Genomic DNA, 16,100 nt, shown 5'->3' on the forward strand with positions numbered 1-16,100 from the left:
GCTGCAACCAGGGAGAGTCTTCTCCCTTACAGACCGCTCGGCTCTTGTTTTATGGAACCCTATGACATCGCCTCGCTCTCGCCTCCACGATTTGTTAATACAAATCGCTTGTGGCTCACTAGTAGTATTCCTGTAATCTTGCCATAAGGGCGGCATTTTTCTAAATTTGGCCGCACTATGACAAAGGCTAAATTCATCAAGTTCATCATCGCGTCGGTGCTTGCCATCGTCGCCCTCTTCTTGCCCTACGAATCCCTCGGATTCGATGCCGCAAGCCCCATGGGAATCCTGAACCCGCTCGAAATCCGCGTGATTGGCGTTTTCGTGATGGCGGCCCTCTTCTGGATCCTGCAACCGTTCCCGATCTGGTCGACCTCGATGCTTGTCATCGTGCTCATGATCGTGACGATGTCTGATTCCGCCCTGACGCCTTTCCGCGTGGACGGCGTGACCATGATCAGCCATAAGTCCATTATGGCAACGTTTGCAAACCCGATCATCATGCTTTTCTTGGGCGGCTTCTTCCTCGCTGCTGCAGCCACCAAGTACAAGATGGACTTGAACCTCGCCCGCGTGCTCCTGAAGCCCTTCGGAAAGAACCCGAAATTCGTGCTTTTGGGCCTCATGCTCATTACCGCCGTGTTCTCCATGTTCATGAGCAACACCGCAACCGCTGCCATGATGCTTGCCATTCTCGCTCCGGTGCTCAAGCTCTTCGACGAAGATGACCGCGGTAAAGCTGCCTTTGCCCTCGCTATTCCGCTGGGAGCCAACATCGGTGGTATGGGTACCCCGATCGGTACGCCTCCTAACGCGATTGCCCTCGGCGCCTTGAACGACGCTATCGCCCGTGGCGACCTGGTCGCAAACCCGGTGAGCTTCGGTCAGTGGATGGCCTTCGGTATTCCGTACGTGATTGTTTTGATGGTGATTGCTTGGCTCTTGCTCCTCAAGATCTACCCGATCAAGATGAAGGAAATGGTCCTGAAGATCGAAGGCGCCGGCAAGTTCGATACCAGCCCGAAAGCAATTATCGTGTACATTACCTTTGTCGTGTGCGTTGTCTTGTGGGTGACCGGTAAGGGTGTCCACGGCATTAACGATAACGCAATTGCTATGATCCCGATGGCCGTGTTTGCCTTGACCGGTGTGATTACCAAGAAAGACCTGAACGCGATGAGCTGGGACGTGCTCTGGCTCGTGGCTGGTGGTTTTGCTCTGGGTGTTGGCCTCAACGCTACGGGCCTTGCCGCTCACTTGATCAAGACGATTCCGTTTGCAAGCTGGTCTCCGCTCGCCCTCATGATCGGTTGCGGTATCATCTGCTTGTTCATGGCGAACTTCATGAGCCATACTTCTACCGCGACCTTGCTCGTGCCGATTCTTTGCGCCGTGGGCATTGCTTGCCAGGACAACCTCGTTGGCCTCGGTGGCGTGACCGCCCTGCTCGTTTCTGTCGCCTTTGCAAGCTCTCTCGGTATGAGCCTCCCGATTTCGACGCCGCCTAACGCCTTGGCCCACGCTACGGGTTACACCGACACTAACGGCATGGCGAAGACCGGTATCGTGATGGGTCTCGGTGGTCTCGTGATTTCTTGGGTGATGATGATCCTCCTTGCCAAGGTGAACTTCTTCGGTACGCCGGTTCCGAAGGCCGCTGAAGCCGCTCCTGCTGCTCCTGCCGCCGTTGAAAAGGTCGTTGCCCCGGCTGCTGACACTGCCGCTCCGGCTGTTGCCGATAGCGCTGCCACCGCGGACTCTACCGTTGCTGTCGCCGTTGATAGCGCAGCCGCAGCTAAGGTTGAAGTTGCCGCCCCTGCTGAAGAGAAGGCTGCAGCTCCGGTTGACTCCGCTGCTAAGTAATTAGGATTCCGGCAAAGCCGGAATGATGCTTTAGGAAGCCGCCTCGCAGGGGCGGCTTCTTTGCGTTTAATCGCTGCATCCGGGATTTTAAGGGCAGAGCCCCACCCTGGTGGCCATGCGCACTAAGGCAACAAGTTGCCAAGTGCTGTCCGCCTTAGGCGAGTGGGTACTGTAAGCCACGGCGAAGCCTGTCCGCAAAGCGAACATTCGTCGGCCGAAGGCCGAGGCCATGTGAGCGTGTGGAGCAGGCTGAGTTGTGGCTGAAAGTAGGGAGAGCCTTCTCCCTTTGCCCCAAAAACAAAAAAAGAAACCTCGCTTAAAAGCGAGGTTCTTTCAGTGGTCGATACAGAACTCGAATCTGTGACCTCTACCATGTCAAGGTAGCGCTCTAACCAACTGAGCTAATCGACCGAGGTGAGACCAAATATAGAAAAGGCTTTTTCGTTTGTCAAGGGGTTTTGACGAACTATCTCTCCGAGGCGGGAACCCAGTAGCGTAGTCGTCCGTTGACATGTACGGGGGGCAGGCTGTCGATGCACGAGCCGGAGCGGCAATCCTTGAAATAGAGGTCAAAATGGGCGGTCCAGAGCGAATCCCCGATGATTTCGTCGAACCGGATGGTGCTGCTGTCCTCGATAAGGGGCGCTTCTGGCGAGAATTCCTCGCGCATCCAGGTGACGTACTGGAACCTTCCGCTCAGGTTGGCCCTTGCGACGGGCGTGAGGGCCTTGCCGGTTTGCGGATTGTTGACCATCAGCGAAATCTGGTCGCCGCGCTTACTTTCATTGATTTGAGAGCAGAAATAGAAGTAGTGGTGGCTGTTGTTCACGTAAAAGGGCGGTTCCACGTCGTTCTTGGCGAGATCGATGCTGTAGGGGCCGTTCCCGTTGACGGTGTACTTGAGGTAGCCGCCGCCCTTGACTTCCCAGCTGCTATTGATGTCTCCGCAGCTGCAAAGCAGGGCTAGCGTGAGGCATGATACGGTGCTTAAAGCGCTCAAGAAAGCGCTTGTCGTACGCCGAGCCGTTCTTGCAAAAGAGGTCTTTGCCGTTGCACCTGGATTCATGCCCCTAAACTAGAAATTATCTTTGTGCTAGACTTCCTATGAACGACATCAATGCCATTTCTAGCGATTCCCGTACCATCCGGAGACTCGATGTGGAGACTCCTCTGGGGGTGGTGCATTTGGCGGGATTCGTGCAGAAACCGGACCACCGGTCGGTCATTCTAGGCATTCTGTCGGAGTATGTGGGCGAGCCTGTAACCGCTGCGGATATCGTGGAATCCAAAGAAGATACGCGTCCTAAATTTCCGAAGCTGGATTTTGACGTGAACTGGACGCATTCGGACGGTTACTGCGTCGTGGCTTTTGGCGGACGAGGCTCTCTAGGGTTGCGTCTCGGGGTGGACCTGGAACGATTTTCCCCTCGGCGACTGCACCTCGCGGAACGGTTCTTCAGCACCGAAGAGGCTTCCCTCGTAAAGTCGCTGACGGCATCGTCGGGAGAATTCGCCGAACATGCAGCCGAGCGGGAGTTTTTCCGTCTGTGGTGCCGCAAGGAAGCTTTCTACAAGTGCGTGGGCGGCGAGTTTTTTGAAGGTACTCTTCGGCGCAATATGCTAAAAAATCCGGTGCACCTGGATGCACCGAATCGTTCAGTTTACTTTGTCGACCTGGACGGCTCGGCTGTCGGAGCTCCTATGAAGGCCGCTCTCTGCCTCGCCGTTTCCGCTTGATTCCGGACTCGGAACGGGGATTCATTCAAAATCCAAATTACGAATTCCGAATTCTGAAAAATTGAATTAGTTGGGCAGTTCCTGTTCGCCACTTGCGATGGGGGCGTCAGGAGAGTTTCCTCCCGGCTGCTGCGGGGCTTCGAGTGCGTACAGCGGGAGGCTTGCCAGTTCTTCGTCGTCGACGATCAGGCGAATGATGTACTTGTCGGGGCGCTTGATCTGGAGGCGCTGCAGGTTCAGGACCATGTTCACCGCGGCGGTATCGAAACCCTGGGCGACAGGTTCCAGCGGAATTTTAGACTGCATCGGGGGTACGATCGGCTTGCCGCACACATCCTCGAATGCAAGCGTCAGGTCGTGCATGCCGGCTTCGCTGCGCGAGTAACGGATACGGAATGCCGTGGAGCACTGCGGGATTACGAGCGGGAATTTTGCAAAGATTCGGTCGAATGCACCAAGGATATTCAGACGGCCTCCGGACCCGTTGGCGGTCGCGGCGTCACAGATTGCAGCAATTTCGATATTCATTATTTAATCTCCCAGTTGTCGGCCACGTACTTCATCACGAGCGGGCCGTTGTTGCGGTTGGCGCCGCCCGCATTTTCGCGGGCAAGCATAGATACATAGACTTTGCCGGAATTGTCGACGGCGAGCATCGGGAACGATCCGCGCAGGTAGTAGCCCTTGGTTTCGTTGAAGACAGCCTTGAAGTAGGGCAACTGGTTCTCGCCGTGCAGGAGCCACTTGTTGTTCTCGAAGCGGTATACATGGACCTGCGACAGTTCGGGTTTGCCCTTGTCGTCTATGGCGGCGTAGATGACTCCGTTATAGATGGCGAGGCTCAAGTGGTAGGCGAGAATGCCTTCGTTAATGGGCGTGCTAGCGAATGTGCTGCCAGTCTTGATCCAGGAGATTTCGTTGTTAGAGATAGTTCCCTTGCCCATTCGTGGCCCATAGGTATTCACGTCACGGCTAAGGAAACCCATGTAGATTGTTGATTCGTCACAAACGAGTTTTGGCTGGCTTACATTATATGCACTGAAGCCATTCCACTTGATTAGCGAGTAGTCGGTTTTGTATAGTCCATAGTAAGCGGTGTAATCGGTGGTAACGCCCATCACAATCAGCTTACCGTCGCTGTTATAGGTTGCATCGAGTTCGCGGTATTTTTGGTTCCCGTCGAATTTGCCGAACTTGGTATTCTTGCTCCAGGCGCTGCCGCTGTAATCGTACATGTAGATCTTCTGGTCGTCGCTCGCAATTACCACGACGTGCGGATAGCTGTCGCTTTCCTTGCTCACGATTTTTGCGAAGCTGATTTTTTCGAAGGTGGCGCCGAGCTTGGCGAACGACGAGGTTGCGCCCGCGGACTTGTATACGGAAAGTTTTCCGGTCTTCTCGAGTGCGGCTAGGTAGAGGGCGTTGCCGTGTACGGTAACGCTGAGCTGCGTCACGGAATCGTTGAGGGTGATGGTTTCGCCGACCTTGTTCCAGTTTGTTCCGTCAAAACGTTTCGCCGCGACTGATGTCTTGCTTTCGAGGTAGGCGACAACCGGCTTGTCGTTGAAAATGGCGAGTGCAGGAGAGGTGTTGACGGTCGATGCCGCAAGAACGGTGTCCTTGCCCTGGTTTTTCCATGCCTTGCTGAAATAGACCGTGCGGCTGACTTCGGCGGCGCGGTGGCGGCTGAGGAAGCCGGGCGAGACCGTTTCGGCGCTGCTGTCGCGGTAATCCAGCGTAATCGTAATGGATCCTTCGGTTGTCCTGCGGGTGAAGGCCGTGTTGAATTCGGCAATGTTGGTATCTAGGCTTCCGTTCGCGCGGCCCTGGTAGAAGTTGTTGTCGACATTGCTGAATTTCCAGCGGAAATCCTGCATGTTCTTGTCGCCGAGGTCGCCGAGCTTGGAATTGAAACCGCCCCATTCCGGAGTGTAGAAATAGAGCGCCGCGTCATCGGCAGCTTCATCGCCGCTCCACAGGTAGACGGTGTCTGCCGCGGTAATGACGCCTACGGGGTGGTATTGCATCAGGCGGACTTCGGTCGAGTCACTGAAGGTCACCTTGGTGCTGGTTTCCTGAGCCGAAATCACGCAGACCATGTCCTTCCCCTTTTCGGAGTAGGTGGAGTCCTTGCCGATTCTGAAGGATTGGTGGTTCGCGGCGTAGTCGTACTTGGTGACCTTGTTTTCCATGGTCTTGCCGGTCGCCTTCTCCTTGCATTCCCAGGTGAACCAGTCGATGCCCTGCCATACGTCGTTGACCGAAGCGTCCAGTTCAAAATTGTCGCCGGGGTTCAGGTAGATGACTTCGTCCTTGACCCAGATGAGGGGGACTTCGGTCGAAAAACTGATCTTGGTCGTGTCGCTTGCGGTGTTGCCGTCGTTGTCGGTCACGCGGGCGATACAGTAGAAATTGGCCTGTGCGGCGGGTGCTTTCCAGACGGTGTCAAAGTCGCTGACGGTTTTCAAGTTGGCAGCAATTTGTTCCGGCGTACCGCAGCTCCATTCGCGCTTGGCGATTGAACCCGGATCCGAGGGAAGTCCGTTGTTGTCGCTTGCCGTTGCGTTCAGGGCGATGTTGTAGCCTTCGCGGACTGTCAGGTTGTCGTTTGCAACCTTGATGGTGGGCGGAGCCAAAATGATGTCGATGGTTACCGTATCCTTGGCCGTATTGCCGTCGTCGTCGGTGACGCGGACAATGCACTTGTATCCGTTTTGGGGTAACGAAGGCATGTTCATGGTGGTCCGCGGCGTGGTAGGCGAGGAATAGGTGAATCCGATGTTTTCTGCCGAGGCCGATCCGCAACCCCATTCATATTTGACCAGGGTGCCGAGGGAGTCCTGTGCGTTTGCGTTCAGTTCTACGATATCCTTGATGGTGACCTTGTTGTAGTTGACAAAGGCCGTTACGGTCGGAAGTCCGACGATGACCTTGTATACGGCAGTGTCGCGGGCGGTATTGCCGTCGTCGTCAGTGACCTGTACCACGCAGTAGTAGGCGTTCGTTGCCGTCGAGGGCATACGCACGACTGCTTCGGGGCCGTTCATCGGACCCCAGCTGGGGTTCTTGAGTTCGGAAAGGTTGTCGCTGCAGGCGGAATCGTAGGCGGCGATGTAGCCGAGCTTGTCCGTCGCGTTCGCCTTGAGCGTCTGTGAACTGTTGATTTTTACGGTGTCCTTCTTGGTCGAAAGTCGTACGGTCGGAAGGTCAAGCAGGGTCGTGAAGAGGAGCGTGTCGAGGCCTTCTTCTCCGTCATCGTCGATGGCCTTGAAAATGCAGCGGTGGTTCGTGACTTCGGCTCCGGGGAGCTGCAACTTGAGCGGAATGTCGCTGACCGATTTCTGGGGGACGCTAAATGTGGTGTCGTGGTCAAAGACGACCATGCCGTTGCTGCAACCCCATTCGATCTTGTTGATGGTTCCGAACTTGTCGCTTGCGGAAGCCTTGACCGTCACGATAGAATTAATCTTGTATTCGTTGGAGTTGCTTTCGGTGGAAGCGTTGATGCTTGGCGGATCGTTTACGACAGTCACGGTGGTCGCAGCTGAGGAGGTTTTATCATCCTGGTCCTTCACCGTGACTGTAACGGTGTGCAATCCGACTGCGTTGAAGGATATGTCCGCTTCCTTCACGTCTTTTGCGGGGCAGGCGCTTGCAGAACCGGAGCAGGCCCATTCAATATGGAGCTCGGTAGATGCCTTGCCGAGGTAGGCTTCGACCTTAAAGTGGACGGGGTCGTTAAGGCTTACGGTGTCGTCGAATGCGGGCTCAGTAAAGATGACTGCCGGATCATCGCCCAGGATACCGAATTTGACCTGCGTCTTGACATTGGCTCCGTTGCTCTTGTATTCCGCCGTCATAATATAGTCTTCGCCCGGCTTGGCGCTGGATGCCTCGCTATAGTCGAGGCTGTAGGTCGTGGTACCGTCATCGAGGACCTTCGTCTTCTTGGTGGTGGCTCCGTTGCCCACATCCCATGTCCAGATGACGGAGTCCGCTGCCGGGAAGGCGCCAATCACTTTCGCAGTGAAGTCGAACTTTCCGTCTGTTCCGATGCGGGCGTTCTGGGCCCCGTTCACGTTCAGGGTCATCGAGGTCGCCTTTACGACAATAGTCTGGGTGGGAAGGGTGGTTGTGTTTCCGGCCTTGTCCTTTGCGGAGTAGTTGAACTGGTGCTCTCCGTCCATCAGGCCCGAAAGGGCGAGCGGACAGTTGAACACGGCGTTGTCGTCCTTGCTGCAGTTGAGAGTCTGAGCCTTTCCGTCGATAGCGGCGGTGACGGTGTCCAGGAACGATCCCAGGTCTCGGGCGTAAATGGCAAAATTGTATTCGCGGCTAGTCAGCGTGTCGATGTTTTTCACGAGCAGGACCGGCGCTACCGTGTCCTTCAGCAGCATTTCGTCGTTCATGATGGTGTTGCCCGATTCAATGAACAGGTCCTTGAGTGTGGCGGACTTGTATTCCTTGGCGGAATCGGAACTTGCGGTGGCGGTGTAGGCGCCTGCGTCCACCTTCACCGAGTAGTTACCCTTTTCGTCGGTGTAGGCGTCATAAGTCTTGTTGCCGTTACTGAATTCCACGTGGATTCCCGCATGGTTGCTGCGGGCCTGGTACTTGGCCGTACCCGAGAAGGTTCCTTGCGTCGAACTCAGGTCGCCGATGTAGAAGTTCCAGGGGCGGCTGGATCCTTCGCCGGTCGAGATACGTTCCATGCGGACGATGTCGTAACCGTCGGTAACGTACATGTCCCAGTAGATGCGGCCCGTCAGTTGTTTGCTCGGATCGCTAATCAGGGTAATGACGTTCTTGCCTTGCTGGTTGATGGGTTCGAAAATGTTCGAGGTGAATTCGGCGGCAATCAGGTCGTCCGGCGTGAACGCCTTTTGGGGCGGCTGTCCGTTCTTGGAGACCTGGGCGTAAATGAAGTATTGCAGGTTCTGCGGGTTGTCGTCGTCTGTACCTTCGTAGAAGAAGTAGAAACGGTCATTGATGTTGTGACGTGCGCCGTCCTGCGGGTAGATAATCTTGAGTTTCGGGATGCGGTTGAAGTGCAGGTTCACGCTGTCCTTGGTCGTATTGCCATCGTCGTCTGCTACGATGACGTAAATCTTTTGGTTTCCGAGCGAGTCTATCTTGGCGTCGCTATTCTTGATGGTGAGGTAGAGGGAGTCGTTGTCTTCGAAGGTCTCGTATTTCCAGACCTTGGCGGAATCCTTTCCGCTGGCATCCAGGTCGACCTTGATGTTCACGATGGTTCCGAAGGAGTCGCTTGCGAGAATCGGGAAGGTGATGTCGCCGTCGTGCCTGGTCCACAGGGTGTCCTTGGGAACCGTCAAAAGCGGCTTGGTGTCGATGACCTTGACCCAGGCCTTGCGGGTGGCCGTACCGGAAGTGTCGGTAGCGTTGTTGCCGTCAAAGGCGACAAACCTGGGCTCGTAGAGTCCGGGTTTTGCGTATGCCCAGGCTTGGGGCTTGGCGTTGCCGCCGATGATGGTCGTGTCCTTGCCGTTCTTGTCGGTAAGGGTCCACTGGAAACGGTAAATCTTGTCGACATGGTAGGGGAGGAGGCCTATCATATAGACGGTGTCGTTGACGGTAACCGTAAGCGTGTCGGGTATGGTGTCGGCTTCCACGACGGCCGTGTTTGCCATGGAGTCGGCGAATGCCTGCGCATCAGGAATGGGCTCGTTAAAGATGAAAACGCGGGAGTGGTTGTTCTTCAGGTTCACGTTTTCCTTGACGGACGATTCCCTGGAACAGCCGAAAAGGGCTATCATGGCGCTCAGGCCAAGGGTAAAAGACAAAAAATGGGGTACACGCATAGCACATCCTCAATTAAAATCAAGATATTTTTTACACTTTAAATCTATCTTTTTTATTCGTAAAGCGTGTGTGATAAAATGCACCGATGGAGCTTGTTTTATGGAAGAAATCCCTCTTTGGTATCATCTTGCGGTGTTTTTTGTGCTGGGCGCCTGTGTCGGCAGCTTTTACAACGTGATCGTGTACCGCATGCCGCGCGGAATTTCGCTGATCAATCCGCCTTCGCACTGCCCCTTGTGCAAGAAGCATATTCCGCTGTATTACAACCTGCCCATTGTCGGCTGGCTGATTCTGCGCGGAAAGAGTGCCTGTTGCAAGCAACCGATCAGTATCATCTACCCTATTGGCGAAAGTATTTGCGGCTTGCTCGGTGCGCTGGCCCTTTATGCGGCGACCGGATTCACGACGAACTTTACCGCCCCGGTGCAGGGTATGGAAGTGTGGGCCGACGCCCTGGCGCTTTTCTGGCTCCTGCTCGGCATTTATCCGGTGAGCGCGGTTGATTTTAAGTACAAGTTAATTCCCGATTCCATTTCGGTGGGCGGCATTGTCGCGGGGCTTGTCATTTCGTTTATTCCGGGGGGCGTCACCCCTGTCGAAAGCATTGTGGGCGCTGTAGCTGCCGGCGGTGGCCTTTACCTGCTGGGCTTTGTTGCATCGAAGGTGTTGCACAAAGACGCCATGGGTTTTGGCGATGTCAAGCTCCTCGCTGGTTTCGGAGCCATTATGGGTTTTACCCGTGCGGTCGAAGTGCTGGTGGTCGCCTCGATTCTTGGCATCTTGATTATGGTGCCGTACGCAAAGATTGCCGAACGCCGTGCCGCTAAAAAGGCTGCTCAAAATAAGGTTTCGCAAAATAAAAAAGCTTCCGCAGACGAGGCGGAAGACGAAGGCGCCGGACAGATTCCTTTCGGCCCGTTCCTCGCAGTGGCCGCCCCGTTTATGTATCTGTGGGGCGATGCGCTGAAGGACATTTATATGAAATTCGTTCTCGGCGAATAAGAGCGGCAGCACAGCACGGATTGATTGCTGCTTTTGATGTGAAAAATGCTCGCGAAACCGCGAGCATTTCGCTTTAATTGTTTTTCTGCATTTCGTAGAAGGCCTTGAGCCATGCCTTGAGGCGGGTCCAGTCTTTTTCGCCATCCTTTCGAATGTAGCTGCCGAAGGAATGGACGACTAGGTTTTCTAGCGGATAGTCGCCGACCAGCATTCCAGAGAGACCGTAGAATTCGCTGGAAAGCTTGAGGTCGGTATCGTGGATTGTTTCTCCGTCTATGGCGATGGCGAGGTGTTTCTTGTGGATGACGAACGAAACGTGGTGCCTTTCGCCGTCAAGGATTTTCGCCTTGCCGTAGATGACGCTGTCTGTCGCGGCGGAATCGAGCCCGCTGTAAATCCTGGAACAGACGTATTCAGCGTTCCTTTCGCATTGGGCTATTTTGAAACCGGTACTTTCTGAACCCAGGGAAAGAATGCTGTGGCGAGTGCTGTCTTCTGTACCCACGGCGTGAATCCAGAATCCGATTGCTAAGCTGGAATCTTCGGAGAATGTTGCCCTGTACAGCGTGTCGCCCGAGGCGAACGAGTCTGAATACTGGATGCGGTTTGTGGCTGCCGCGAGGGGGTAGATTTCTCCGTGTACCTTGTAGATGGTGACTGCCGAATCCATGGGCGGAAGCATTACCCAGGTGGTGATGGAGTCTGCCCCCCTGTAGTTGGAATTGCTCCAGGGAAGGCTGTTTTGACTCTTGTCCATGAAGTCGGATGTGGTCGTGCTCCCGAAGGCGCATACGATGTAGTCGTCTTGTGTGACGTGCCTTTTGACTGGAATCGGTGCGATTAGCGAATCGAGCGTCTTGTCCTGGAGGCTGTCGAGAAGACTTATGGATGGGAGCGTGAAGGACCATTCGGAGACAATATCGACGACGGCGTTCTTGTTGGCGGTGCGGTCGTCTCCAGGGAAAACACGCCAGTAGACGGTATCCTTGCGGGCGGCTCCGTCATGGATAATTTCGACCTGGTCATAGTCTACGTAGGAGTCAGAATATGTTGATGCCGGAATATTCTCGATGCTGATGTATCCGGATTCCTGTGCGGTTTTGTCGTAGACTCCACAAGACAGGGTGCCCGTGATGCAGACAGAGTCGCCCGGGGCAATCTCGAGTGCCGCTGCGTTCAGCCTGATTTTTGCTGTCTCGTAAAGGTTGATCTCGAGGTGGGTCTCTACAAACCCGGTGTCGTTCAGCAACTCTTTGGACTCAAGAATTTTGTCGGTGATGATATTGCCAAAGGTGACGGCGCCGGAAGGATCCATACCCATGGCCACGATGCTAAAATCGCTGTAGGGCACGTTCTTGAAGGTGACTTCGTTGTTCGTGTCGGTGACGGCGGAGTCTATGATTTCGCTGCGGTCGTTAGCGGTACGCATCAAGGCGACTCTGGGGCGACTACTGATTTCGGAGGGGGCGCCAACTTCAAGATTCGTGTTGACGCTGATGGTCAAACTTGCAGTCTGCCCCGATTCTGTTTCGGTAAGCACGCCCGCGGTGCTTGTGCTGTCGCTACAGGCGGTAAGGAGTGAGACTGCCCCTGTAAGCGAACAGAATGCCGCTGCGGCGAGGGACGGATAAAATTTGAAAAGTCCTTTATTCATCTGTCGCCCCCTAGTCTAAATTTGAGAACAGGTGGATGTTCATCTGGTAAACGCCGTCGGCCTTTTCTTGATCTTCGCCGATGATGCGTCTCGCCTTCGCCTTGAATTCCTGCAGCTCGGCTTCGAGTTTCTTGTACGCCTCGCTCGAGATACTGAAGGTGAGCGTGCTCATGACGGTCGGCTGCTTGGGTGGCGTCATCAGGGCCTGTTTCGAAAGTTCGAAGCACTGCAGCTGGTATTGTTTGATCAGTTCGGCGTTGTTGTAGGGGCCGCTGCTGATACTTTCTTTGGTGGGCTTCCAGAAGCCGTTCTCGTTTTTGCGTGCAAGTCCGAGGCGCTCCAGGAGTGCAAGCGAGTCCTTGAGCTTTCCGAGTGGCACCTTCGGAAAAATCCGCTTTTGAACCTGGGCCATGTCGTCGCCGACATCCATTGCGTCTAGAATCGCGAAAAGGGCGCTGTTGTACCAGTGGCTGTAGTATTCGTAGGCGTCTTCGTTTAAGATATGCTGCGGGTTCGGGTGCTGCTTCAAGAGCTCCTGCATCGCCGCGTTACGGATCGTTTCGTTTTTGGCCTGGTCGAGTTCGACCAGGGTTTCGAAGTACTTGGCCTCTTTCTTGTCAAGTTCCAGAATTTCGATAAATTTTTGCACCATGCGGGGGCTGACTTTCTTGCCCCTGAGAACATCGGCGAAGTAGCTGCGGCTCTTTTCGAGGCCCAGCAGGTTGCAAATTTCGGTACGGGTAAAGCCCGGCTCCGCTTTGGCGCGGACCGCCTGGTATTCTTCCAGGAACTTGCGAAAGTGAGTAAACTGATAAATGTCTAAATAGCGATTCACGGTAACTAATATAGATTTTTTATTGGAATTGTGTATGGTAACTCAAAAAAATTTGAGAACATGTAGCGCGGCTCACATTTTTGGGAAAAATCGGGAATTTTTACACCGAATTAACGAAAATGAGCATTTTTTTTAGCTTTTTTTGCAAGATGATAACACTTTTTTACTACGGCAAACTGGAAAATTTGGTAAAAAATGGATTATTTTAGAGATGAGGATTTTGGGAAATGAAAAAGGTGCTTTTTGTATATATAGTGGCGGCGTGCGCTCTGGTCTCGCAGGTGAGTGCTCGTCCGGCTGCTCCGGGATTCCAGACTATTTCCAACAAAGACGGTAGCTCCGTTTCGATTCGCCATTTTGGCGATGAACATTACCATTATGCCGAAACATCTGACGGCTACCTGGTTATGGGCAATGGCGATGGCAGCTATGTGTACGTGGGCGAAGATGGCTTGGCGAGCGACGTTATTGCCAAGAATGTCGCTGATCGCACTCCCGAAGAAAAGACTTTCTTGAACGGTTTAAACCAGGAGGCGGTTCGTCAGAAGCACCAAGAACTGAATGGGGACCGATTTCCCGAGGAAGAAGGACTGAACGAAAACGAGAATTTTAGCCATGTTCCCCTGATGTCGTACAATCAGGATGGAGTATCGGCGGTGATGCTCCGTCGTCCGACTTCGGAAAAATGGACGACTGGGGAACGTTGGTTCCCGGTACTCTTGATAGGGACTACCGATAAAAATTATGGCGATTCGGCGGCGTTCTATGATTTTTTGAATAAGCCGGGCTACAACGTCAACAACAACATCGGAAGCCTGCGAGATTATTTCTTGTATGTGTCGGATAGCCTATTTTCGCCGCATTTCGACGTGTACCCGATCCAGCTCAATAAGGCGTTGACGGACTATGGCTCCGGCGACAACTTTAAGGAAGGCCAGTTTACTGCGGAAGGCCTTACGGAGTTGGCGAAACGCGCTGATTTCCAGGCGAACGCAAAAAAATATTGCATGAAAAATTCTAATGTCGACGGGTTTATATTCCTTTTCCCTGGCATGGAAGAAGACGCTCTCAAGCAGAGTCAAATCTTTTGGGGACACCAGTTCTGGATGCAGAGCAACGGGTCGTCATCTGGCTGGTATCCGTCGGCATACAAGGCGGGTGGCTATACCTTTGACAAATACTTGTTTATTGCCCAATATGCAGATGGTTCAAGGAATTCCAAAATCAATAAGATGGGAATTTTTGCCCATGAATTTAGCCATGTAATGGGTTTAAACGATCATTATGGTAAGGATGCGAATAAGCAGCAGGTTAATGGTCCGGGGGCATACGATATTATGTCGCTTGGCATGTATAACGGAACTTCGTATAACGAAGGCAATGCGCCAATGGGGTATTCCGCGTACGAAAAAGAAATTATGGGTTGGCTGAAACTGACTGAGTTAGAAGCCGACCAAGTTTACTCCCTCAGAAAATTGAGCGAGATGCAGGCGTATTCTGTCACGAACCCGAACCAGAATGATGAATATTACATTGTCGAATACCGTCCGGCGGAATCTTACGACTCGTATATAAAGAATTCGATCAGTTGGAACCAACGCGGAAATGGCGTGTATGTGTGGTATATCGATTACGATAAAACGATTTGTGTGACGAACAATAATGCAAATGGCGATATCAATCACCAACGTGTAGCGCTCAAGTCGGTGCTTGCGGCTAAAGGTTACTATGTGGACTTTACTTATGTGAATAAGAACGGAACGTCTTCTGTGCCGGGCGTTTACAATATTGTGCTCGATGGCGACGACAGGGCGTGCTTTACGACTTCGCAGGAAATCTCTTTGACGGCATGTCCCGAAGAATCAAGTTCTTCTGTCGCAAGTTCCAGCAGCGAGGTTAATAGTTCCGGCACCGAGGTCGAAAGTTCTAGCAGCGAGGAATCGAGTTCTAGTCAGGTCGAGGCGGGATCTTCTTCTAGTGAAATGCTGGAATCCAGCTCGTCCGAGACGATGGGCTTTGCCGCAAATGTCGGCGCTGCGCCGCAAGTCCAGATGGTTCTTGACGGCGACTTGCTCTACGTGCAGACCGAAGTGGCTGGCCTCAAGGAATTGCGGCTGTTCGATCTGCAGGGACATCTGCTCCATTCGGAAAAATTTTCCGGGAATTCGACTAGTCTTGAAATTGGAAAATTCAGCCACGGAAAATATATCGTGCGGCTGAGCGTGGGTAACAAGCTTGTTGCCGTGAAAAGAATCTAATAAACGGAAGAGAATGCCCCTGCATATTTGCGAAGAGCAGTGTGGCGATTTATTTCCCGCCGACGGGGAATAACGCGAATTCTAGCTGGAAAACCTTATCGCTCCCTTCGTCTTCTTCGGCGAGGAGCGCGATTTCTTTGCGGAAGGCGTTGATGCGTTCCACAATGCGTTCGTAGCCTTCTTGGCTGATGCCGAGCGTGAGTCCCGAAATGTGGCGCGTGCCCGGAGGGTCGCGGTCGATAGAGTCGGCGGCAAGCTTGAGGCATTGCTGGTGGTAGCCGCGGAGAGCAAGTTTAGAGGTCCGGTCGCCGGTAGTAATGGCGCTTTCTGTCAGGATGTATTTGCCGTTGTCGTCTTTCTTGATCAGCTGGCATTCTTCAAGCAACTTTACCGATTTTTTCGCCTCGTCGGCGGTGATATGCGGATGCACCCGCCTGGCGAGCGCTTCGAAGTCGCCGTCAAAACCGAATAGTCCGATGAGGCTACGGACGGTAAGGTGACGCCAATCCGAATACACCATGTACTGGGCGTGCCCGAGCAGGTGCTGCTTTTCGGCGAAACGGACAACCTTAAGCGTTGTCTGCATTTCTTCGAAAGCGGTGTTCCTTTCTTCGGTGGTTTCGGCTTGGTTGAACTTGACGAGCGCGACGAAGAATTCCGTTTCGTGTTTGCCGAGGCGCAGCCCCGAGGCAACTTTTGGAATGCTTTGGTTTGACAGATTCTTGTCGCCGTTCATCACGCGGCTGATAAAGTCCTTTGCCTTGAAACCGATCCTGTCCGAAAATACGCGGAGAGAAAAGGCGGGGTTAGCCTCTTTCTTTGCGTTGTAGTAATCCTTCAAGAATTCCCGGTAATCCAGGTACTCGAAGATTTTTTTTGTCGGTTTCTTTTCGGCCATGCTTTAAATGTAAGAAAATTATCTACTTGA

General features: G+C 53.4%; 10 protein-coding genes and 1 tRNA gene. 4 read left to right on the top strand and 7 right to left on the bottom strand.

Features of this window, described 5'->3' with window-relative positions; translation table 11 throughout:
• Positions 1–177: 177 nt before the first annotated feature.
• Entirely contained in the window at positions 178–1,863 is a 1,686-nt protein-coding gene (locus BUA93_RS00070; RefSeq protein WP_072976372.1) for an SLC13 family permease, read from the top strand.
• Positions 1,864–2,200: 337 nt separating this feature from the next.
• On the opposite strand, the gene BUA93_RS00075 is transcribed toward BUA93_RS00070, so the two are convergent.
• Together BUA93_RS00075 and BUA93_RS00080 are read right to left on the bottom strand one after the other, a co-directional pair.
• A tRNA-Val gene (locus BUA93_RS00075) sits at positions 2,201–2,274 on the bottom strand.
• Positions 2,275–2,329: 55 nt separating this feature from the next.
• A complete protein-coding gene (locus BUA93_RS00080; RefSeq protein WP_072976374.1) occupies positions 2,330–2,929 on the bottom strand; it encodes a hypothetical protein in 600 nt (199 codons plus the stop codon).
• Positions 2,930–2,967: 38 nt separating this feature from the next.
• Here BUA93_RS00080 and BUA93_RS00085 point away from each other — a divergent pair, with 38 nt between their 5' ends.
• Positions 2,968–3,600 carry a 4'-phosphopantetheinyl transferase family protein gene (locus BUA93_RS00085; protein ID WP_072976376.1) on the top strand — a complete coding sequence of 211 codons (633 nt, stop codon included), beginning with the start codon at positions 2,968–2,970 and terminating at the stop codon, positions 3,598–3,600.
• A 66-nt stretch (positions 3,601–3,666) separates the two neighbouring features.
• Here BUA93_RS00085 and BUA93_RS00090 read toward each other — a convergent pair whose 3' ends face one another.
• Positions 3,667–4,128: a DUF6941 family protein gene (locus BUA93_RS00090; RefSeq protein WP_254793775.1), complete on the bottom strand. Its 462-nt coding sequence runs from the start codon at positions 4,126–4,128 to the stop codon at positions 3,667–3,669.
• Entirely contained in the window at positions 4,128–9,422 is a 5,295-nt protein-coding gene (locus tag BUA93_RS00095; protein WP_072976378.1) for a carboxypeptidase regulatory-like domain-containing protein, read from the bottom strand. The genes BUA93_RS00090 and BUA93_RS00095 overlap by 1 nt, the downstream gene beginning before the upstream one ends.
• Positions 9,423–9,522: 100 nt before the next feature.
• Between BUA93_RS00095 and BUA93_RS00100 the strand changes: the two genes are divergently transcribed.
• Positions 9,523–10,425, top strand: coding sequence for a prepilin peptidase (locus tag BUA93_RS00100; protein WP_072976380.1), 903 nt, complete (start codon positions 9,523–9,525; stop codon positions 10,423–10,425).
• Positions 10,426–10,498: 73 nt separating this feature from the next.
• Here the strand turns inward: BUA93_RS00100 and BUA93_RS00105 are convergent, their stop codons facing one another.
• Positions 10,499–12,079: a hypothetical protein gene (locus BUA93_RS00105; RefSeq protein WP_072976382.1), complete on the bottom strand. Its 1,581-nt coding sequence runs from the start codon at positions 12,077–12,079 to the stop codon at positions 10,499–10,501.
• A gap of 10 nt (positions 12,080–12,089) precedes the next feature.
• Positions 12,090–12,914 (bottom strand): TIGR02147 family protein, encoded by an 825-nt coding sequence (locus tag BUA93_RS00110; protein WP_072976384.1) that lies wholly within the window; start codon positions 12,912–12,914, stop codon positions 12,090–12,092.
• 227 nt (positions 12,915–13,141) lie between these two features.
• Between BUA93_RS00110 and BUA93_RS00115 the strand changes: the two genes are divergently transcribed.
• Positions 13,142–15,172, top strand: coding sequence for a M6 family metalloprotease domain-containing protein (locus BUA93_RS00115; protein WP_072976386.1), 2,031 nt, complete (start codon positions 13,142–13,144; stop codon positions 15,170–15,172).
• 49 nt (positions 15,173–15,221) lie between these two features.
• On the opposite strand, the gene BUA93_RS00120 is transcribed toward BUA93_RS00115, so the two are convergent.
• The gene (locus BUA93_RS00120) at positions 15,222–16,070 is read right to left on the bottom strand and encodes a TIGR02147 family protein (protein WP_072976388.1); all 849 of its coding nucleotides are present in this window, start codon (positions 16,068–16,070) and stop codon (positions 15,222–15,224) included.
• Positions 16,071–16,100: the final 30 nt, after the last annotated feature.

Origin of the sequence: Fibrobacter sp. UWH4, assembly GCF_900142475.1 — a bacterium.
In the GTDB taxonomy this organism is placed as follows: domain Bacteria; phylum Fibrobacterota; class Fibrobacteria; order Fibrobacterales; family Fibrobacteraceae; genus Fibrobacter.